The following is a 21,147-nucleotide window of genomic DNA, read 5'->3' as shown; positions in this document are numbered from 1 at the left end:
CGCCCGACAACACGCCAACGACACCTTTCCGCCATGATCGAATTCTTCATCCGCCGCCCCATCGTCGCCATCTGCATCTCGATCATGATCGTCATGCTCGGCACCATCTCCATCCTCCGGCTGCCGATCGCGCAATATCCTGACATCGTCCCCCCGGAAATCCAGATCTCGACCAGCTATCCCGGAGCCGACTGCAACACCGTGGTGGACTCCGTCGCCACACCCATCGAGCAAGTCATGTCCGGCGTGGACGGCATGGAATACATGACCTCCACCAGCACCAACACCGGGGGCATGAACCTCAGCGTCCTCTTCGACGTAGGCACGGAACCCACCACCGACCAGCTCCTGAGCTACCTCCGCTATGCAGAAGCCAACTCCCAGCTGCCCGCCGAAGTGAACGCCATGGGCATCACCATCCGCAAAGTCAGCGGACCGCCCATGCTCCTGTACAGCCTCACCTCGCCCACCGGAAAATACGATGACCTCTGGATGGCGAACTACGCCTACATCAACCTCGTGAACCGCCTGCTGCGCGTACCGGGCGTAGGAAACGTGCAGGTCTTCGGCGCAGGGCAGTACGCCATGCGCGTATGGCTCGACCCCGACAAACTGGCAGCCCTCCGGATCACCATCCCGCAGGTTCTCTCCGCCATCCGGGCGCAGAACACCGTGAACCCCATCGGCCAGATCGGCGGAGAACCCTCCGTCGAAGGCCAGAAATTCACCTACACCGTCATTGCCCGCGGCCGCCTGAAAACGCAGGAAGACTTCTCCCGCATCATCGTGCGGGCGGATGGCGATGCCATCGTCCGCCTCTCGGATGTGGGCCGCGTGGAACTCGGCGCCGAAACCTACAACATCAAAGGCCAGTACAACGGAAAACCCTGCGCCGCCCTCGCCATCTACCAGTCTCCCGGCTCGAACGCCTTGCAAACCGTCGAAGGCGTCCAGAAAACCCTCGCCGAATTCAAACTTGCGCCGGGCCTTGAACTCACCGAAGCCCTGAACACCACCACCGCCGTCAAACTCGGCATTCAGGAAATCGTCACCACCCTGCTCTCGGCTCTCGGCCTCGTCATCCTCGTCGTCTTCGTCTTCCTCAAAGGCTGGCGGGCCACCCTCATCCCGCTGGCGGCCATCCCCGTCTCCATCGTCGGCACCTTCGCCCTCCTCCCCGTCTTCGGGCTCGACATCAACACCATCTGCCTCATGGGCCTCGTGCTGGCCATCGGCCTCGTCGTGGATGATGCCATCGTCGTCGTCGAAGCCGTGCAAACCCACATCGACAAAGGCGAACCGCCCGCACAGGCCACCCGCGCCGCCATGAAGGAAGTCGCTGGCCCCGTCGTCGCCACCGCCCTCGTCCTCTCCGCCGTCTTCCTGCCCAGCATGCTCCTGCCGGGCATCACGGGCCTCCTCTTCAAGCAATTCGCCGTCACCATCGGCGTATCCATCGTCATCTCCGCCTTCAATGCGCTCAGCCTCAGCCCTGCCCTGTGCGCCCTCCTGCTCCGCCCCAAACAGGAGCGCCGCGAAAACATCCTCACCAAGGCAGGGAATGCCTTCGAAGCCGGATTCACGAAAGTGCGGGCAGGATACGTGCGAGGCTCCGGCTTCCTCATCCGCAAGGCCGCCATCACCGGGCTCGCCCTGCTGCTCATCACCGTCGGCATCATCCCGCTCGGCAAGGCCGTACCGGGCGGCTTCCTCCCCGACGAAGACGAAGGCTACTTCTACGGCACCGTACAACTCCCGTACCAGACGGCTCTCGGCGTCACCCTCGACACCTGCCGCCAGGTCGAACAACTCGTCTCCGCCATGCCCGAAGTCGCCGGAATCACCACCGTGGCAGGGTTCAACATGATGACCGGCGTCCAAAGCGCCAACAACTGCTTCTTCTTCGTCAACCTCAAACCGTGGGCCGAACGGCAGGGCCCCGGCCAAAAAGCGGGAGAACTCAGCGCCAAACTCCGCATGGAAATGCGCACGCGCATCCCCGGAGGCATCGGATTCTCCATGACTCCGCCACCCATCCCCGGCGTCGGGGCATCGTCCGACATCACCTTCCTCCTCGAAGACCGGGAAAACCGCGGCAACGCCTACCTTGCCAAACAAACGCAGGCATTCATCGAAGAACTCAAAAAATCCCCGGAAATCCTCGCCGTCGAAAACTTCATGGCGCCTTCCACTCCCCAGTACTACCTTGAACTGGATCAAGAAAAAGCCCTCCTTCAAGGGGTGGACATCGCCGAAGCCAACCAGACACTACAGGCATTCATGGGAAGCCTCTTCGTCAACTACTACAACAACTTCGGCTTCCAGTGGCAGGTCTACATCCAGGCCGACGCCGACGCCCGCAAAAACATCGAAGGCATCAAAAAACTCTACCTCAGCGGCAGAAACGGCGTACAGGTACCACTCGAATCCCTCGTCACCTCGAAAAGCATCGAAGGCCCGCAATTCATGATCCGGCAAAACATGTACAACGCCTCCATGCTCGACATCGTCGCCCGCCCCGGATACTCCACCCAGCAGGTCATGAGCGCCGTCGAACGCATCTTCGACCGCACCATGCCCACCGGCATGGGCTACTCCTACTCCGGCATGAGCTATCAGGAACAGAAAGCCGCACAGGGAATCGGCATCGGCACAATCTTCGCCATCTCCGCCTTCTTCATCTACCTCGTCCTCGCCTCCCTGTATGAAAGCTGGAGAATGCCCATCGCCATCCTCCTCTCCGTACCCGTCGCCGTCATCGGCGCGCTGGGAGCCTTGTACATCTACGGGCTGGACCTCAACATCTACGCGGAAATCGGCCTCATCATGCTCATCGCCCTTGCCGCCAAAAACGCCATCCTCATCGTCAAATTCGGCATCGACCGGCTCGAAGAAGGCATGGACCTGAAAAAAGCCGCCCTCATGGCCGCACAGGTACGCTTCCGCCCCATCATCATGACCAGCTTCGCCTTCATCCTCGGTTGCGTCCCCCTCGCCATGGCCTCGGGAGCAGGAGCCAACGCCCGCGAAGTCATCGGCATCGCCGTCATCGGAGGCATGCTTGCCGCCGTCTTCATCGGCCTCTTCTTCCTGCCGTATGCCTTCTACATCATCACACGCATCAAAAAATCCCCCCGGCAGGAACCTCAGGAAGCAGCCGCCTCCACGCCACCCGGCGCCGCCCGATAGCCGGACACACGCATACCGTCTCCTTCATACAGTCCCTTCGCTCGTGGCGGGACTGTATTTCTTTACCTGACTATTCCATTCCCTCCAGAGAATGGGCATACGCAACAAAACCGGGTTCATCAGGATAAACCGCACCGCGGACTTTGCCATGCCGGAACACGAAAACAGACAACAACAATCATTCAACACACTCTTTTTCAGCATGAAAGTCAAATTTTACCATGCTAGACGTGAAAACTTGCTTTTCGCCTCCTTCCTTTCTACAATCGAACGACATATGGAATTCATCGCCAAAATGCGCCCCATGAACTTCCTCTCCTGCAATCGCCGGCATTCATCCGCTCTACCCGGAAAACACCGCCTCCCGGTCTCAGCCCATGGTCCGGCCATCCACTCGAACAATCATACCTATGAAAACAAACCTCATCAAACGCGTCGCCTTCGCCGACTTCTGGCAGGGCTTCGATCCCCATGACAACCTGTTCCAACACCTCTTGCACGAACGGTTCAACATCGCCGTCGTCAACGACATGGCACAGGCCGACTTCCTCATCTACTCCGTCTTCGGCAACAAACACAGAAACTTCCCCGGCCCACGCCTCTTCTACACCGCCGAATCCGTCATGCCCCGGTGGAACGAATGCGACGGAGCCATCACCTTCCTCCGAGACGATGCCCCGCTCCCCGGCCCACATCTTCGCCTGCCCAACTGGGTCGTCAACTACGACATCTTTCACGCCCGCACCGTCGAACGGCAATCCCTCCAACCCGACGACATCCTGCAACGCCACACGAAATTCTGCAACTTCATCTATTCCAACCCTCATGCACAGGAACGCATCTGCTTCTTCAAGCATCTCTCCCGCTACAAACGCATCGACAGCGCAGGCAAAGTCCTCAACAACACGGGAACCCTCATCGGCAATGCCTTCGACTTCACCAAACACTACAAATTTTCCATCGCTTTCGAAAACGTCGCTTCACGAGGATACGTCACCGAAAAAATCATGCGTGCATTCTCCTCGGGAAGCCTCCCCATCTACTGGGGAGATCCAGACATTGCCTTGGATATCAACCCACGCCGCTTCATCCATGCAAGAGACTTCGGCAGCCCCGAAGAACTGTCCGATTACATCGCCGAAGTCGACCGGGACGACCGGCTCTACCTCTCCTACTTCCGCGAACCACTCTTCCTCCCCGGCCAACACGACTTCGATGCCTACCTCAACGCACTCGAAACCTTCATCAGGCAGACTCTGGATCAAGGAATCGTACGCCATCAGCACCCGCAACACGACAACCGCCAGCCTTCTGCACACGGCTACCCCGCCATGCCCTCCTTCGACGACGGCAAACCGTGGAAACGCCTCCCCGCAGAACAAAAACCGCACACTCCTGCCCACCCTGAAGAACGCCTTGTCGACTGCATCCACCCTCAATGGCGGGACACGCTCAAAATACTCCACGGCAAAGCCGAACGCCTGTCTCCTCCCCACGATACGGCCGATGTATTCGACATCAAGGACGACTCCTTCAGCCTAAAATGGAACCGCTGGGGCACGGAACGCTTCGTCAAATCCGGAACAGCCTACCGCCTGCAGCCCGAACAAAAACAGGCAACCCCCGCTCACCCGAAGGAACCGGATAACCGCATCGCACGAATCAACGCCCCATCCCGGCCTCCGCTCGTCTATCTCTTCGGTACGCCGTACCACTCCAACCTCGGCGACCAGGCACAAACGGAATGCATCCTGCACCTGCTACGCGACAACCTGCCGGCACACGGCGTCATCCTCTCCACCCTCCGCAACTCCACGCCCGGCCTCCTTGCCGCCATACGAAGGAAAATCCGCCCGGAAGACCTCTTACTCTGCCACAGCGGCTACCACATGACCGACCTCTACAACGAACAAAGCATCTACCTGAAACTCGCCGAACTCTTCCCGGATCATCCGCTCCGCATCCTCCCCCAGACCATTTACTACAAAAACCCACGCGTCGCGGATAAGACTGCCGCCATCCTCAACAACCACCCGGACTGCACCCTGTTCTGCCGCGATGAACACTCCTTCCGCACCGCACAACACCTCTTCCACCGCTGCAGGCTCCTCCTCTATCCCGACCTCGTCACCGCCATGATCGGCAGAACGGAACTTCCTCCCCACGCCAGAAAAGGCGTACTCTTCTGCATGAGAAACGACAAGGAAACCAAGCATCCAGCCGACCGCATCCTCTCCATACGGAGGGAAATCGATCGTATATCCACCACGTCCGCCACCGACACCACCATCAACCATACGGGCAGCTACACCATCGCCCACAGAACGGAACTCCTTCATGAAACCATCAGCCGATTCTCGCATTACCAAACCGTCGTCACCGATCGATACCACGGCATCATCTTCTCCCTGATCGCCAACACCCCCGTCATCGTCCTTCCCTCCCGCGACCACAAACTGACCTCGGGCCTCCAATGGTTCCCTGCCCCCTTCCGCCAACACATCCACCTCGCCGAAACGCCGGATCAAATCCCCGCCCTGATCCGGACAATCCTCCGGCAAGGCCCCCTGCCGCCCCTGCCGGATTATTTTGCCACCCGCTATCACGACCATTTCATGGAATACCTCACACCAACCGCTCCAAACCATATCCGGAAACAACCACATATGCATGAGAACTCATAAAAATCTTGCGACCCTCCACAGGACAAAGTAAAAATAAAACTGCCCGTTATCTCTATCTCCCCCCACTCCGCCGAAACACGCCAAGATGAAAAAACTCGCTGCCAGCTGCCTGATGCTGGGTATTTTATCTCCCGTCCACGCCCGGCAAAAAGCCACAAACAACCCGCCGTCACTAACCGTTGCGCTGACATTGGAACCATCTACGGAAAGCCCGGTCTTCTATGTACAATGCGACAAAACAGGAACAGCCAGACAACAAAAACAGGCTAAAAACAAGGAACTCGCATCACCATACACCTGCTCCTTCCGTCTGAAATCGACAGGAACGCACATACTCTCGATTTCCCAGCTTTGCGAGGCCTCCCTGCCGATCGCCATTGCGGGTGCCAACTATTATCAAAAGGTCGAAATCAAACCGGAAGCCAATCGTGTGGAAGCCTACCTGATGCAGGCAACCGTCGAACTCGTCTGGAATCAGGATGAAGCTTTCCCCTATTTCTTTCCCGGAAACAGCAATGTCATTGTCGGCAAACTGGAAAGCATCCCAGCGCCGCCAGACAACATATTCTTATCCGACGAAAATTTGAATACCCCCACGGTCATCCCTCAGTCAACCAGTCCGTGCATCGCCATGAAGCACCCGGAAAAGAACAACACCTACACGGCCGTGACTGAATACCTGCAGCCGAATGACTACATTCTGACGATCTATGAAAGAATCCCCGTCGGAAATCGTCAGATCGAACTGATCCGCACCCAAAAGGCGATTCGTCTGGAAAAAGGCAAAACACATTACAGCATCGTCCTTTAACTGCGGCACCAGACAAAAACAACACTCGCCGACCATATCCAAACACCCGGTGCGCCGCTTCGTTTCATCATCAATCAACCCATCACCCGATATGCAACCGACCATCATACGCCTGCTCCTCCTCTGCGGCCTGCTCTCCGCCACGGCACAGCCCGCCGCCAGCCAAAACACGCCCGCCCCGGAAAACCGAACTCCGGTAGAAGCCAACGCCTCTGACATGGAGCCGAAAGACTGGGATTTATTCTATGGCAGGAAACCCGGAATTCCCGACATCCGCCATTGGTTATCGGCTGAAATCATCTCCTTCCAGCCGAATGGCGACACTCCCGTCCTCACTTGCAGATACACCAACCACTCCCGCTATGACCTCACCATACTTGGAGGCGAAGATCTGGAGCGGCTCGCTGCACAGGAATGGAAAGAAGCCTTGGCGCGCCCCAATGGAGGGGTGGGTCCCAACGTACTTTTCTCTTCCGACTTCGGCAACGACTCCTTTTGGAAAGATGGAACCAGATATTCCCTCGACGAAGATCTGCCCACCATGAAGCTGCCAGCGCATACCGACACGATCGTCATCCGCAAACTGAGGAAAGGCCATTACTCCGATGATGAAGTCCACGAAATCACGACCGAAGCCAAAACAAACGGACAAGGCCAGGTCTCGGCATGGTGGCCTCTGTATGGTGATTTTGTGAACCAGGGGGAAATCTACCCGGCTGCCGCCTTTCTGACGGAAACGATTCACCGCATCGCGCTCCCATCGGGCAAGATCATCCTGCCGCTTCAAAACTCTCTACCGATCCCTCTCCCGCCGGAATACCGTCGCCCTTTGCCCTGCCCGCCCGGCATTTTCCTCGACCCGCTTCCCGTAGAAACATGGAAGAAAGAAACATCCAACATGGGCGGCTACAACACGAAAGATACGGAGAATTTCCTGTTTCTCGCGCCGGTCAACCTTCTGCTACTGGCAACGGACAAGGAATCGGCCGACCGCTGCGCCCGCAGTATGGAAATATGGTTGGAAAACGAAGACATGCAGGATAAAATCAAATCTTTCCGAACTGATCTTCAAGAGGATGAATACGATGGACACGGTTTTCTTCCCTACCTGCAAAAACGTTGGGAGGCCATGCAGCAACAGAAAAAAGCAGTCATCGACGAGCTCCGGAAAAAAGGCTTCTACGGATCGAACAGACTCCGGCAAATTGCGGAACGCATGGAAACCGTCGATGAACCCTTCGTCGAAGCCCTCAAACAAAAAAACGGGCATCCCACCGCACCTGCTGCACACCCATGAAATTCCTTCCTCTTCTTCTCGCACTCGCCTGCTTCGCCCATGCCAAACAACCGGAACTCTCTTTAGCGCGTCTTGACGGCATCGAATTCAAAGCCAGGGAACTCCCGCAGAGCCACATCAACATCATCGACATCTCCAGCAAAGAAATGGCGAACAAAACAGGGCTGGACCTCTTCCCTGCCTTCTACGCCGCCTTCACCATCCTGCCGATGCACCCTTTCAAGCCAACCGAATTGCGGCTGGATGGTCAACCCTTCTTCACCTACCAGCGGTTTGAAGAACCCCGCGACGGCGACAGCAGCCTGCAAGACTCGGGGCACCATATCCAAATCTTCCTCAAACAAGGAATCATCGAAATACTCTTCCACAAAATCGAATATCCGAGCAACAGCGGCACTTATGCCTTGAGAGACATCTCCTTCATCCCTCATATCTTCCGGGTTGCCGACGCCAAGGAAATGTCCGCCTTTCGCCAACTCTTCCTTGCCGAGAAAGAAATCGTCGCCCTTGTCATCGACTGCAACGAAGCCGCCCTTCCTCTCCTCCACTCCATGAAGAAGCTGGCGCAGCAATGCCCCGGCACGCACTTCGTCATGCCGACGGAAGCCGGAGAAAGAATCTACACCACACCCGGCGACTCCCTCCCTACCCTCGACCGCCGCATCAGGGAAATGGGCATCTCCACCTTGCAGGAACTCCACACATACAATCGCCTGATGAGCGAAAAAGAAGCCAAGGCATACGGAGGCGATATCTCCAGCGGCCGGAAAAAAATGAAACAACGGTATTTGGATGCCAGAGAACAACTCCAACCATAGCACAGATGCCGGAAACTTGCCCCATCATCATCACCGGAATACCGATCAAGCATCCTGTTTGAAAGAATTCCCTGCAGACTGCGTATAATTGATACCGTATCTGCATGCAGCAGTACAGCCATCCTTGCCGCCATGTTCAAGAAATCCACATTCCTTCTCGCATCTCTCGCCTGTTTGTCCGGCTCGCTCCATGCAAACGAAAACGGCGGACCTTCATACAACATCATTCCCGAACCCGTCCGCATCGAGCAGAAACAGGGGATGACCCAGAATCTCCGCTTCGACATCAAAAATGCCAAGCTCGATCCATCCCTCGGCGCAGAAGGCTATGCCCTCGACATCACGCCGCAAGGCATCAGCATCCGCTACGCCGACAAACGCGGCCTTGAAAACGCCAAAATCACCATTCTGCAACTCGAAGACCAGCTCGGCGCATCGCCGGCCGGCATCCCCTGCGGCACCATCACGGACAAGCCCGCCTACGCATGGCGCGGCATGATGTGCGACGTCGCCCGCTCCTTCATGCCTCTGGAGGATCTCAAAAAGTTCGTGGATGTCATGCACTTCTACAAATTCAATGTCCTTCACCTCCACCTCACGGACGATCAGGGCTGGCGCTTCCCTGTGCCGGGATACGACCGCCTGAAGACAGTGGCATCCACGCGCGGCCCCGGCGATGGCGGCGGCCCCGGCTGGATGCCCGCCTCCAGCGGCATGTACACGGCACAGGAGCTGAAAGACCTCGTCGCGTACTGCAAGGCAAGGGGCATCGACGTCGTGCCCGAGATCGACGTACCGGGCCACAACCAGGCTCTTTGCGAAGCCTACCCCGAATTATTCTGCCAGAATCCCTCCGCGGACAAGGTGGAAGCATTCAAGCAGACGCAAGCCTACACAAGCAAAAACGACGCCCAGAAACAGGAACTGCTGACCGCTCCCCAGGATGTCAAAACCCGGCGTTCCGGCGGCGTCAGCTACCATCTGCTGTGCCCGCAAAGCAAGGAAATGTGGAAGTTCTACGAAGCCGCAGTCAAACAGCTGGCCGACATTTTCCCCGGCAAGATCATCCATCTCGGCGGCGACGAAGCCCCGGCAGAACGCTGGGAACTCTGCGCAGCCTGCACCGAAGCACGCAAGGCCAAGGGACAGAAAAATACGAACGAAGAAATGCGCGGGTTCTTCAAGGATATGACCTCCCTCCTCGCCAAATACGGCAAGGAAGCCCAGTTCTGGTTCGAGCTGGAAGACGATTTCTACCAGAAAGGGCAGACCGTCTACACATGGCGCCTGGGCAAAACGCCCGCCACGGTGAATGCCACGAAAAAGGCCGGCCTCAAGTTGGTACTGACCCCGGGCGAACACTGCTATCTGGACTACCCGCAGCTTCCCGGCCACAGCAACCGCGGATGGATGCCCATGGTCACTCTTGAAAAATGCTACCAGCTCGACCCCACGCAGGGCAAACCCGCCGACCAGGTGGATCACATCGTCGGCGTGCACTGCACGCTGTGGGCAGAACAGCTTCCCACGCTGGAACACACGCTGTACCGGGCCTACCCGCGCGCCATGGCAGTAGCGGAAAAGGGATGGAGCCCGAAATCCGCATGGAGCTGGGAGCGATTCCAGCAAAAGATGGAAGCCCACAAAAAGCCCTTTGAAAAACGCTTCGGCTACACGCTCGAACGCACCATGGACAACGAGCCCGCCGTCAAACCCTGACGCGGCTACATACCCTTTATCCGAAACGGCAGGCCATGCAAGGTCTGCCGTTTTTGCTGCCCTCACCTCCGCATATTTCCGGGCGACTGAGGGGATACATGGGGCGGAGGTTCCGTCGTCAGCAGCGGAAATGCTTCCGGGTATTGATTCCATTGCGGGTTGCTCAGGTACAGATAAAGATTCAGTTCATTGTAAGGCTCCCGCAGCTTTTCCTGCACTTTTTCCCACAGCAGGTTCCATGAATGGCTCTTGTTCCCGCTTTTCCAGCCGGCGCCGAGGCACACACCCTCGATCCTGAGAAAATCGTTTTCGCTATCGTAACAGAATTGCCCCGTCTGGACGAACTTCTCGATCAGCTGATTCAGCCTCTTGTCCGGCACAGGAAGGCGGCGCGTTTTTTTCACCATTTTAACCCCGGCAGCCTCATTCGTATCATGCATTTTCCCATCCTCCCATGTTTCCATCTCGACCGTCTGCACTCCATCCTGCAACCGGATATGGTACGACCGTTGATGCGTGGACAGCCAGAATTCGTAATCCTGCTTCTCCTCGGGAGACAAACGAACTTCTTTCCACGCATAATGGGTGCATTGCACCAGTCCGGCCAGCGATAGCAATCCGGCGGTGACTATCAGGGCATTCTTGATTTTCATAGGTGTTTCTATCAGGAGGAAGCGGCGCATGCAACATGCCGTGCATGCACCGCACGCGGTCTATGATGCACGACTCAGCATGCCCCGACAAGGCAAAAAAAGGCCGCCTCACCATGCGGGAGGCGGCCTGTGAAAATCCGGATGAACAGCGAGCCGTTTATTCCGCAGCGGGTTCCTGTGCCGGAGCGCTTTCGCCTCCTTCGGCAGGTTCTCCTGCTGCATCGGTTTCCGGCAGTTCGTCTTCATCGTCGGGGATGACGATGGAGATGTCCTGAATGCGTTCGTTGGAGGCGAGAGTCATGAGTTTGACACCCTGCGTAGCGCGGCCCGTTTCGCGGATGGTGGCCACCTTGATGCGGACGGATTGCCCGGCGGTGGTCATGAGCATGAGTTCGTCTTCATCCGACACGACGGTGGCCGAGACGACCTTGCCCGTTTTCTCCGTGCAATTCATGGTCTTGACGCCGGTGCCCCCGCGGCTCTGGACGCGGTATTCGTCGAAGGGAGTACGCTTGCCGAGGCCGTTTTCGGAGGCCACGAGGAGCGTCTTCGTCGGATCAACAATGGCGAGAGCCACGACGTAGTCGCCCGTGCGAGGACGGATGCCGCGCACGCCGATGGTGTTGCGGCCTTGCGTGCGGAGATCGTCTTCCGGGAAGCGGATGCTCATGCCGTCGTGCGTGACGAGGACAACTTCGTTTCCGCCCGTGGTCAGCGCGGCGTTGACGAGGCTGTTGCCTTCTTCGAGGTTGATGGCGATGATGCCCGCCTTGCGGTAATTGACGAAGTCGTTGAGGCTGGTCTTCTTGACGGTGCCGTCCTTCGTGGCGAAGACGACGTTGCCGCTGCCTTCGGCGAAGGTGATGTCGTTGCCGTTGTCGTCCACCTTGCGTTCGAGGCGCAGAATGGCGGCGATGGCTTCTTCGGGCTGGAGGTCGAGCAGGTTCTTGATGCTGCGGCCCTGTGCGCTGCGCGCCGCTTCGTCGATTTCATACACGCGGTCCACATACACGCGCCCGGTGTTCGTGAAGAACATGAGGTAGTCGTGGTTCTGGGCGGCGAAGAGATGCTCGATGAAGTCGGCTTCGGCATCCTTTTTCGCCCCCTTCGTGGTGGCGGCCTTCACGCCCTTGCCGCCGCGCGCCTGCACGCGGTATTCGGCGGAGCTGGTGCGCTTGATGTAGCCGCTGTGGGTGATGGTGACGATCATCGTGTCGTTCGGGATGAGGTCTTCGATCGCCATATCTCCTTCAAAGGGGATAATGCGGGTAATGCGCGGGGTAGCGTATTTGTCCTTGATGGCGATGAGTTCGCTCTTCACGATGCCGAGCACGCGGGATTCGTTGGCCAGGATGTCGAGGTAGTCCTTGATGCGGACGAGAAGTTCGGCATAGTCGCCGGAGATCTTGTCGTTTTCAAGGGCGGTGAGCTGGTAGAGGCGTAGGTCGAGAATGGAGTTGACCTGCCGGTCGGTGAAGACGTAGCGGTCTCCCTGTACGGAGGCCTGCGAGCGGATGAGGATGCCGAGCTGCTCCGCCGTCTGGGTGGAGAAGGTGTAGGCCTGCAGGCGTTCGCGGGCTTCGTCGCGGTTCTTCGATTCGCGGATGATACGGATGAAATCGTCCATGTGGCCGAGGGCCAGCAGGAAGGCTTCGAGGCGTTCGGCATCCTTTTCCGCTTCGCCGAGGAGGTAGCGCGTGCGGCGCACGACGACTTCGCGGCGGTGCTCGATGTAGAAGTTGATGGCATCGAGCATCGTGAGCGTTTTCGGGCGGTTGTCGTGAATGGCCAGCATGTTCACGGAGAAGGAGGTTTCCATGGCCGTGAGCTTGTAGAGCTGGTTGACGACGACCTGCGGACGGGCATCGCGCTTGAGCTCGATTTCGATGCAGGTGATTTCGTCCGAAAGGTCGCGGATGCCGGAAATATCCGTCAGGATCTTTTCCTTGTACAGCTCGGCGATGCGTTCCTGCAGGGCGGCGCGGTTCACGCCGTAGGGAACTTCGCGGATGATGAGGAGGTCCTTGCCGCTGTCGGTCTGCTCGATGTCGATCTTGCCGCGGATGCGGACGGAGCCGCGCCCGGTACGGAAATAATTGTCGATGCCGGAATAGCCGAGGATGTCGCCGCCCGTCGGGAAGTCCGGCCCCTTGATGTAGGCGCGCAGGTCGTTTGCGGTCATCTGGGGGTTGTCGATGGTGGCGCAAATGCCGTCCACCACTTCGCCGAGGTTGTGCGGAGCCATGTTGGTGGCCATGCCGACGGCGATGCCGGTGCCCCCGTTGACGAGGAGGTTCGGGAAGGCGGACGGGAAGACGACGGGCTCGGTATGCTCGTTGTCGTACGTCGGCACGAAGTCGACGGTATCCTTGTCGAGGTCGGCCATCAGGGCCAGCCCCATGCCGGAGAGCTTGGCTTCGGTGTATCGGGAGGCGGCGGCGGGGTCGCCGTCCGGCGTGCCGAAGTTGCCCTGCCCGATGACGAGGATGTCGCGCATGGACCAGTTCTGGGCCATGTTGACGAGGGTGCCGTAGATGGCCTGGTCGCCGTGCGGGTGGTAGTTACCCATCGTATCGCCCACGATCTTGGAGCATTTGCGCGTCTTGCCGCCGGGGCTGAGGTTCAGCTCCTTCATCGCGTACAGGATGCGGCGCTGCGAGGGCTTGAGGCCGTCGCGCACGTCCGGCAGGGCGCGGGAGATGATGACGGACATGGAGTAGTCCAGGAAGGAGGTCGAAAGCTCGCTGGCTACGTCCACAGGTCTGATTCGATTGTTTTCCATGATAGAAAAGGTGGATGGGGGTTAGATGTCGAGGTTGCGGACGTTGAGTGCGTGGTCGACGATGTAGTTCTTGCGAGGTTCGACGACGTCTCCCATCAGGATGGTGAACATTTCGTCGGCGCGGACGGCGTTGTCATCGTTCAGCACGACGCGCAGCAGTTCGCGTTTTTCCGGGTCCATCGTCGTCTTGAACAGGTCCTTGGCGTCCATTTCGCCCAAGCCCTTGAATCGTGTGATCTCGACGCCGCGCTTGCCGATGTTGATGACGGTTTCGAGGATGTCCGTCACTGAGAAGAGGGAAACGACTTTCTGCTTGTCGCCCTCGCCTTCGACGAGTTCGAAGAGCGGCGCATCCTCCGAAAGGATCATGCTGCCCGGAATACCGAGTTCTTCAAGGCGCACGAGAAGGCGCGCAATGGCCTTGGCCTCATGCAATTCGTGCGTGAGGGCGCGGCGGCTCGGGCCTTCGCGCACCGGGAGCGGATTCGCCAGCAGTTCTTCTTCCGACGGCACGCCGAAGATGAAGAGGTCGCGGTTTTCATTCGAGAAGGCGGCGAGGGCTTCCGTATCGTGGAAGTACTGCACTTCTTCATCGTTGCCGCAACGGATCTTGACGAGGTATTCGGGGAAGTCGCCGCAGGTTTCGCGGTGCTTGAGCAGCGCGGAGAACTCGCCGCCCTGCGCCTGCATGGAATCGATGTAGCGCTGGAGGTTGACCAGCACGTCGAGAATGGTGGAGAGCTCTTCGGAGGAGAAGGTACGTTCTCCGTCCGCGCGGCGCAGCGTCACATCGTTCACAGCCAGCTCGATGAGCTTGCGGTTCAGTGCGATATCGTCCTGCACGTACTCTTCCTTCTTCTTGCGGATGACGCGGTACAGCGGGGCCTGCGCGATGTAGAGATACCCGGCGCGGACGAGCTGCGGCATGTGGCGGCAGAAGAAGGTGAGAAGCAGCGTGCGGATGTGCGCGCCGTCCACGTCGGCGTCGGTCATGATGACGATCTTGTGGTAGCGCACCTTCTCGAGGTTGAAGGAGCCTTCGTCCTCGCCGTCACCGATACCGGCACCGATGGCGGTAATCATATTCTGGATTTCCTTGTTGGACAACGCCTTGTCCAGACGAGCCTTTTCGACGTTCAGCACCTTGCCGCGCAGCGGAAGGATGGCCTGCGTGCGGCGGTCGCGTCCCATCTTGGCGGAGCCGCCTGCGGAGTCACCTTCCACGATGAAGAGTTCGCACTTCTTCGGGTCGCGGTCGGAGCAGTCCGCCAGCTTGCCGGGAAGGCCGCCGATGGAAAGCGCGCTCTTGCGCACGGTTTCGCGGGCCTTGCGGGCGGCTTCGCGGGCGCGGGAGGCGGTAATGCTCTTGTCGATGATCTTTTTGGCAATCGCGGGATTCTCTTCAAAGAAGGTTTTGATTTCTTCATACACGACATTGCCGACGACGCCTTCGATCTCGGTATTGACGAGCTTGTCCTTCGTCTGCGAGGAGAAACGGGGGTTCGGCATCTTCACGGAGATGACGGCGACGAGACCTTCGCGCACGTCTTCGCCGCTCAGGGAAGGGTCCTTGTCCTTCAGCAGGCCGTTGGCCTTGGCATAGCCGTTGATGACGCGCGTCAGCGCGCCGCGGAAGCCGGAAAGGTGGGTGCCGCCGTCGCCGTTGTAGATGGAGTTGGCAAAGCAGAGAATGTTCGTTTCGTACGTATTGTTGTACTGGAACACGACATCGACGAGAACGTCGTCATCCATCTTTTTGCCGTCGTATTCGACTTCGACCTTACGGAGGCCGGAAATGCAAATGGGATCTTCATTGATGACTTCCTTGTTCGTGCCGAGCTGGCGGACAAACTCGATGATGCCGTCCCTGTAATAGAAGGTTTCCTTGCGATGGGGCGCATCGCGCTCGTCGCGCAGTTCGATGATGAGACCGGGATTCAGGAATGCCAGCTCGCGAAGACGCGTCGTCATGCGGTCGAACTTGAACTCGATGGTATCGGTGAAGATAGTCGCATCCGGGAAGAAGGTGATCGTCGTACCGGTCACGCCCGCCGGTGCTTCACCGACGACGCGGAGAGGCTCGATGGTGTGGCCGCGCTCGAACTTGATCTGGTAGCGCTTGCCGTCGCGGCGCACTTCCGCCTTGAACCAGTCGGAAAGGGCGTTCACGCACTTCGCACCCACGCCGTGCAGGCCGCCGGAGTATTTGTATGCGCCCTGCCCGAACTTGCCGCCCGCGTGCAGATTGGTCAGCACCAGCTCGACGGCGGGAATGCCGAACTTCGGATGAACGTCCACCGGGATGCCGCGGCCGTTGTCGATAATGGAAATGGAGCAATCGACATGAATGGCGATTTCGATCTTGGTGCAGTAGCCGGCGAGATGTTCGTCGATCGAGTTGTCCAACACTTCAAACACACAATGGTGCAATCCTCGTTCGTCAGGGTCGCCGATGTACATTCCGGGGCGCTTGCGCACCGCCTCAAGACCTTCCAACTTGTCAATCTGGGCCGCACTGTATTCTTGCTGAGCGCCGGTATCCACTTTGGGGATGCCGGCCTCATGGTTTTCATCAGTCATACGCGCGCAATTATACGCGCGCGCGTATGAAAATACAAGAAAAATCAATCGTTTCGGCGAGAAACACCCCCTGCAGGCCCATCCTTCTCACACACGGGCGAAAGCAAAACGCATTTCTCTTTCCATCAACGCTTAAGACACCCCTCCGGCCACGCGTCACGGATAGTAATTCTTCACCTTGTCGTCAACCTGGTGCGTAGCGGCCCAGTCCGCGTACCGTTTCTTCAAATCGTCCACCACATCCTTGTGCCCGGCAGCCACATCCCGGAGCTCCGCCCGGTCGTCGACGGCATACAATTCCCACGCCTTTTTCTGCTTCGCATAGACGAGCTTGTACTCCGGCGTCATCACCATCCTGTTGCCCTCGTGTTCGCAAAAAATAGTCCTTTTCGCCCCCGGTTTCTTCCATGGCTCCGCCATGCCGTCCATGGGCTTTTCCGGCTGTACTCCGGCCCATCGCAAAATGGAGGGGGCAATATCCATAAAGTGCATCGGCGCATGATACAGCGCACCTTGCTCCATGCCCGGCATGCGGATGATGCACGGCACGGCCACGCCTCCTTCATAGGTCTGGATCTTGTAACCCTTATACGGCGTATTGGACACGCTTGCCCATGCCTTGCCATAACCACTCGTTTTGCGCGGATGGCCGGGATACGGCTCGTAATTCCGCCCGGGCATCTCCTTCGTCGCCCCGTTGTCGGAAAGGAACATGACGACGGTATTATTCCACTGCTTCTGCCGCTTCAATGCGTCGATCAAGCGGCCCACACCCTTGTCCATCTCCACGATCTGCGCGGCATACAGCGCCATATTCACATCGTCTTCCTTCGAACAAACGGCAGGCAGAGTGCGCTCCGCAGGAATGGCCGCATCCTTGCGGACAAGCCCCAGCTTCTTCTGCCTGGCAAGCCTCTTGTTCTGCACAGCGGCGAACCCCTGCCGGGCGTAGGAACCGATATACTTGTCCACCGTCGCCTTGGGAGCTTCGAGCGGAGTATGCGGAGCCGTATAGGCCACATACAGGAAAAACGGCTTGTCCGGCGTCTTGGCGGCATCCTTCAGGTACTCGATGGCCTTTCCGGTAATATCGTCCGTCATGAAGAAATCCTTGGGCAAATCTCCGGCTTCCAGCATGCGGCCGTCTTCCGCCATCTTGCGGCCGGGATCGAGCGTATAATAGCCGTTCGCCCCGCTCAGCAGCCCGCGGTAACGATCGAATCCGCGCTGCCACGGATACCAGCCGTCTCCTGTGCCCACATGCCACTTGCCGGACATATAGGTGCGGTAACCCGCCTTGTTGCGCAAGAGTTCGGGGAGAGTGGGAATGGACGGGTCCAGATGCCCGCGGTAGCCGGGTCGTCCGAGATCCTTGTCCAGATGGCCCACGCCAACGCTCTGCGGGTACATGCCCGTCAACAACGAAGCCCGGGAAGGAGAACAGCGCGGCACGGTATAGCAGCGCGTCGCCAGCATGCCTTGCTTCGCCAGAGAATCGATATGCGGCGTCGCAATCTCCGACCCGTAGCACCCGAGATCGGACCAGCCCATATCGTCCGCCAGAATCACGACGATATTCGGCCGTTTCGGCGAGATTTCCGTCGCGGCAAACGCCATGCTGCACACCGACAACAGAAAACAGAACAGGTAACGCACCATGGCCGTCATCATGCATGGTTTGTCAGAAAATGGCAAGTCCAAAGCCGGGAACAGCCTGATTTTCCGGCCTTTGCTCCCTGCATTCCAACACCTCTCCGCCACCCCGAGGCATGCAAAAGCGGCTTGACTTTCACCATCGGCTGGCGGATACTGCGGAACAGCCCGCATGGCCCTTTGTTATGCTCAAGACCGTTTTCCCCCTGCTCAGCATCGTTTCATGCTTCCTTTGCCAAGGCAAGGAAGTACTCATTCCGATCGGCACCTATGAAGGATCCATCGTGCCGGAACAAATGCGCCCGTTCACCCTGCCCGAAAAGGGAACCGTCACCAACCTGATCGATCCCGAAGGCCGCATTGCGAAGGGAACCGTCTTCGCCAAGCTCAACGACGAACAATTGAAGCAGGAAAAGGAGGACATGGAAACGCGCATTCGGACCAACAAAATGACCAAGCGCGACGACATCCGCAACATGCAGAAGCAAAAGCGCGACATCGAATTCTACTTCTCCCTGCCCGAAGAAGAACGCAAAATGGCACCGAAACCGACCGGAGCCGACAACAAGGACGTCATCAAGGATACCGATGAACGCATCGCGCTGGCGGAGAAAAACCTCGAAACCTCCGAACGCCTCGAACGGGAAACCTACGACAAGAAGCTCGACAAGTATGTGATGAAGATGCCCTTCGACGGCCGCCTGCAATACAGCTTCCCCCTGCCGAAGGATCTCGACGCGCCCATGGAAATGGAAATGATGCCTACCCAGCCCCAGTTCGCCACCGCTTACGACGACTCCTCCTTCTACATCACCTGCCCCATCACCAATGCGGAAATCACCCAGCTCGACGGCAAAAAAATCTGCGCCCGGATCACCCTCTCCGAAGGCAAACTGATGAAGGGCGAGTTCGACCGCAAGCAGGTATCCTCAGCAGGCGGTTCGGCCAGCAACACCTCCATCCTGTACTTCTTCAAGCTCTCCCCCGAGGACAACGAACGGGCCTACGACATGATCGCCTCCCGCCCGCGCGTCACCCTCTATTACAAGAGCGACGGCAACGACACGGTCGTCTCCCGGCTGGAACTCGCCAGAAGACCGGAAGCCGCCACCGCCTACAGCTGGGAAAATCTCGTCGAACGGGTCTATCCCGACTACAACATCGTCCTCATCGCCGAAAAGAGCATCATTCTCCGCCCCAAATGAATCTCGTCTGCGATCACATCACATTCGGGTATTCGCGCAAAGCTCCCGTCATCAAGGACTTCTCCTTCACCTTCCCTCCCGGTATCACCATCCTCAAGGGATACTCCGGCAGCGGCAAAACGACGCTGCTCAAAATCCTCGCCGGGTACCTCAAAATCAACAAGGGCAACATCATCACGCCCAGCGGCGATAAAGTCACGAGCCGAGCCTACCGCCGCAAGCACGCCTCCTACATGTTCCAGGGCATCAACCTGCTGCCCCTCGTCAGCGTGGAACGCAACCTGCGGCTCTGCGCCGAAATGGCCATGCTCCCACGCAAGGACTGGCAACCCCGCTGCAACCACCTGCTCGAAGCCCTCGGCCTCGCCGACCTCCGCAAACGCCGCGCGGACAAACTCTCCGGCGGCCAGTCCCAGCGCGCGGCCCTCGCCCGCACGCTCATGAAAAACTCCGAAATCGTACTGCTCGACGAACCGACCTCCGGCCTGGACGACGGCAATACGGACATCATCAAAAACCTGATCCGGAACGACATGGCCGACAAAATCTGGATCATCAGCACGCACGACGTGCGCCTCTTCGACACCGCCGATGAAATCATTGATTTTGACATGCCTGTATCTCGCTAAGGATACGTTCCATCGGTGGATAACCCGACTCTCGAGCCCGCTGGCTCGCCTCCTCGTCGTCTTCTTCCTCTCCCTGTGTTCCTTGTGTTTCATGGCGAACTACGTCCTCACCGCCAAAAACGTATCGAGCCAGATACGCCAGCAGGGAGGCGACTTCGCGAGCATCATGGAAATCACTCCGCAAAACGCCACTTCAAGCCTGACGGACGACCCTCAGTTCTACGAAGAAACATTCGGATGCAAGGCCGTCATCCTGCACAGCGTCGGATCGGCCAACATCGGCACGGACAACTACCCCATCTACACCTACTCCAACACGCAACTTGCCGAATTCTACCCCATCAACGAAGGGCAGCCCGTACTCCTCTACCCCAAAACACAGAACGCCACGCTGCGAGACGGGCCGGAACGCCTCACCATCAGCGGCAATGGAGGAAGCATCGTGCGCGACGTCCGCATTCTCGGCATCCCGGAGGACAGCCTCGTCTGCGCCCAATTGAGCGGCAACTCCCGGGGATTCATCCTCGTCGCCCCCGAACTGGCCGCCACATTCAATGCCCGCAGCAACCTCACGAGCGTTCTCCTCAAGCTCGATGAAATGAGCTATGCAGCCCTCAAGCGCGTGGAAGACTACTTCAAAACCCTGGGCAGGCTGGACAACAAACGCCTCAACGTCACCACCATCTCCAAACTGCTGAAAGACATGGAGCTCATCATGAGCAACCAGGCGGAATGCCGCGCCGGCTTCTCCATCGGCATCGCCGTCATCGTCGGCATCCTGCTCACGGCGCTGGCCTCCATGGAATACCGGCAGAACGAATACATCTACACGCTCATGAAGAGCTTCGGCATCCATCCCATCCTGCTCGTCGGCTCCTTCATCATCGAAAACCTCTTTCTGGTCGCCATCGCCTTCGTCGCGGCAGTCTTCGCTTTCATGGAAGCACAGAAGATCGTCCTGCGCGAATTCTTCAGACTGGGCAACAAAACTCTCACCCTCCCGGAAATCATGCCGGACGTGCAGCTGCTTGCCTGCGCACTGATCGCCTGCGTCCTCATCTCCTCGATCCCCATCGTCTTTGCCGCCCGACGTGAAATCGGCCGCGTGCTGAAATAAAATTCCTCCG

At 58.2% G+C, this 21,147-nt stretch carries 13 protein-coding genes; 9 read left to right on the top strand and 4 right to left on the bottom strand.

Annotated features, from left to right (window positions below; all coding sequences use genetic code 11):
- Positions 1 to 33: 33 nt before the first annotated feature.
- The 6 genes from PYTT_RS07080 to PYTT_RS07055 all read left to right on the top strand — a co-directional run bounded on the left by PYTT_RS07080 (position 34) and on the right by PYTT_RS07055 (position 10,518).
- Positions 34 to 3,189, top strand: a complete 3,156-nt coding sequence (locus tag PYTT_RS07080; protein WP_067771604.1) for an efflux RND transporter permease subunit — start codon at positions 34 to 36, stop codon at positions 3,187 to 3,189.
- 410 nt (positions 3,190 to 3,599) lie between these two features.
- On the top strand, positions 3,600 to 5,873 hold the full coding sequence (locus PYTT_RS07075; RefSeq protein WP_067771608.1) for a glycosyltransferase family 10 domain-containing protein: 2,274 nt from the start codon (positions 3,600 to 3,602) through the stop codon (positions 5,871 to 5,873).
- An 85-nt stretch (positions 5,874 to 5,958) separates the two neighbouring features.
- A complete protein-coding gene (locus tag PYTT_RS07070) occupies positions 5,959 to 6,684 on the top strand; it encodes a hypothetical protein (RefSeq protein WP_067771612.1) in 726 nt (241 codons plus the stop codon).
- Between the two features lie 91 nt (positions 6,685 to 6,775).
- Positions 6,776 to 7,981 (top strand): hypothetical protein, encoded by a 1,206-nt coding sequence (locus PYTT_RS07065; protein WP_067771614.1) that lies wholly within the window; start codon positions 6,776 to 6,778, stop codon positions 7,979 to 7,981.
- Complete coding sequence (locus PYTT_RS07060) at positions 7,978 to 8,799, top strand: hypothetical protein (protein WP_067771617.1); 822 nt, start codon at positions 7,978 to 7,980, stop codon at positions 8,797 to 8,799. The genes PYTT_RS07065 and PYTT_RS07060 overlap by 4 nt, the downstream gene beginning before the upstream one ends.
- Before the next feature lie 132 nt (positions 8,800 to 8,931).
- The gene (locus tag PYTT_RS07055; RefSeq protein ID WP_067771621.1) at positions 8,932 to 10,518 is read left to right on the top strand and encodes a beta-N-acetylhexosaminidase; all 1,587 of its coding nucleotides are present in this window, start codon (positions 8,932 to 8,934) and stop codon (positions 10,516 to 10,518) included.
- A gap of 62 nt (positions 10,519 to 10,580) precedes the next feature.
- Here PYTT_RS07055 and PYTT_RS07050 read toward each other — a convergent pair whose 3' ends face one another.
- The 4 genes from PYTT_RS07050 to PYTT_RS07035 all read right to left on the bottom strand — a co-directional run bounded on the left by PYTT_RS07050 (position 10,581) and on the right by PYTT_RS07035 (position 18,192).
- Positions 10,581 to 11,171: a hypothetical protein gene (locus PYTT_RS07050; protein WP_067771624.1), complete on the bottom strand. Its 591-nt coding sequence runs from the start codon at positions 11,169 to 11,171 to the stop codon at positions 10,581 to 10,583.
- A gap of 157 nt (positions 11,172 to 11,328) precedes the next feature.
- Positions 11,329 to 13,953: a DNA gyrase subunit A gene (gene gyrA, locus PYTT_RS07045; RefSeq protein ID WP_067771627.1), complete on the bottom strand. Its 2,625-nt coding sequence runs from the start codon at positions 13,951 to 13,953 to the stop codon at positions 11,329 to 11,331.
- Between the two features lie 21 nt (positions 13,954 to 13,974).
- A complete protein-coding gene (gene gyrB, locus PYTT_RS07040) occupies positions 13,975 to 16,533 on the bottom strand; it encodes a DNA topoisomerase (ATP-hydrolyzing) subunit B (RefSeq protein WP_067771630.1) in 2,559 nt (852 codons plus the stop codon).
- Between the two features lie 156 nt (positions 16,534 to 16,689).
- Complete coding sequence (locus PYTT_RS07035; RefSeq protein ID WP_172801785.1) at positions 16,690 to 18,192, bottom strand: sulfatase-like hydrolase/transferase; 1,503 nt, start codon at positions 18,190 to 18,192, stop codon at positions 16,690 to 16,692.
- A gap of 179 nt (positions 18,193 to 18,371) precedes the next feature.
- Here PYTT_RS07035 and PYTT_RS07030 point away from each other — a divergent pair, with 179 nt between their 5' ends.
- Genes PYTT_RS07030 through PYTT_RS07020 form a run of 3 tightly spaced genes read left to right on the top strand, consistent with a single transcriptional unit; the run spans position 18,372 to position 21,137 of the window.
- Positions 18,372 to 19,391, top strand: coding sequence for a hypothetical protein (locus PYTT_RS07030; RefSeq protein WP_067771636.1), 1,020 nt, complete (start codon positions 18,372 to 18,374; stop codon positions 19,389 to 19,391).
- Positions 19,388 to 20,020, top strand: coding sequence for an ATP-binding cassette domain-containing protein (locus PYTT_RS07025; RefSeq protein ID WP_067771639.1), 633 nt, complete (start codon positions 19,388 to 19,390; stop codon positions 20,018 to 20,020). The genes PYTT_RS07030 and PYTT_RS07025 overlap by 4 nt, the downstream gene beginning before the upstream one ends.
- Positions 19,983 to 21,137: an FtsX-like permease family protein gene (locus PYTT_RS07020; RefSeq protein ID WP_083076299.1), complete on the top strand. Its 1,155-nt coding sequence runs from the start codon at positions 19,983 to 19,985 to the stop codon at positions 21,135 to 21,137. The genes PYTT_RS07025 and PYTT_RS07020 overlap by 38 nt, the downstream gene beginning before the upstream one ends.
- Positions 21,138 to 21,147: the final 10 nt, after the last annotated feature.

It is taken from the genome of Neoakkermansia glycaniphila, from assembly GCF_900097105.1.
Lineage (GTDB): Bacteria > Verrucomicrobiota > Verrucomicrobiia > Verrucomicrobiales > Akkermansiaceae > Akkermansia > Akkermansia glycaniphila.
This window is presented reverse-complemented; position numbering and strand designations above follow the sequence as displayed.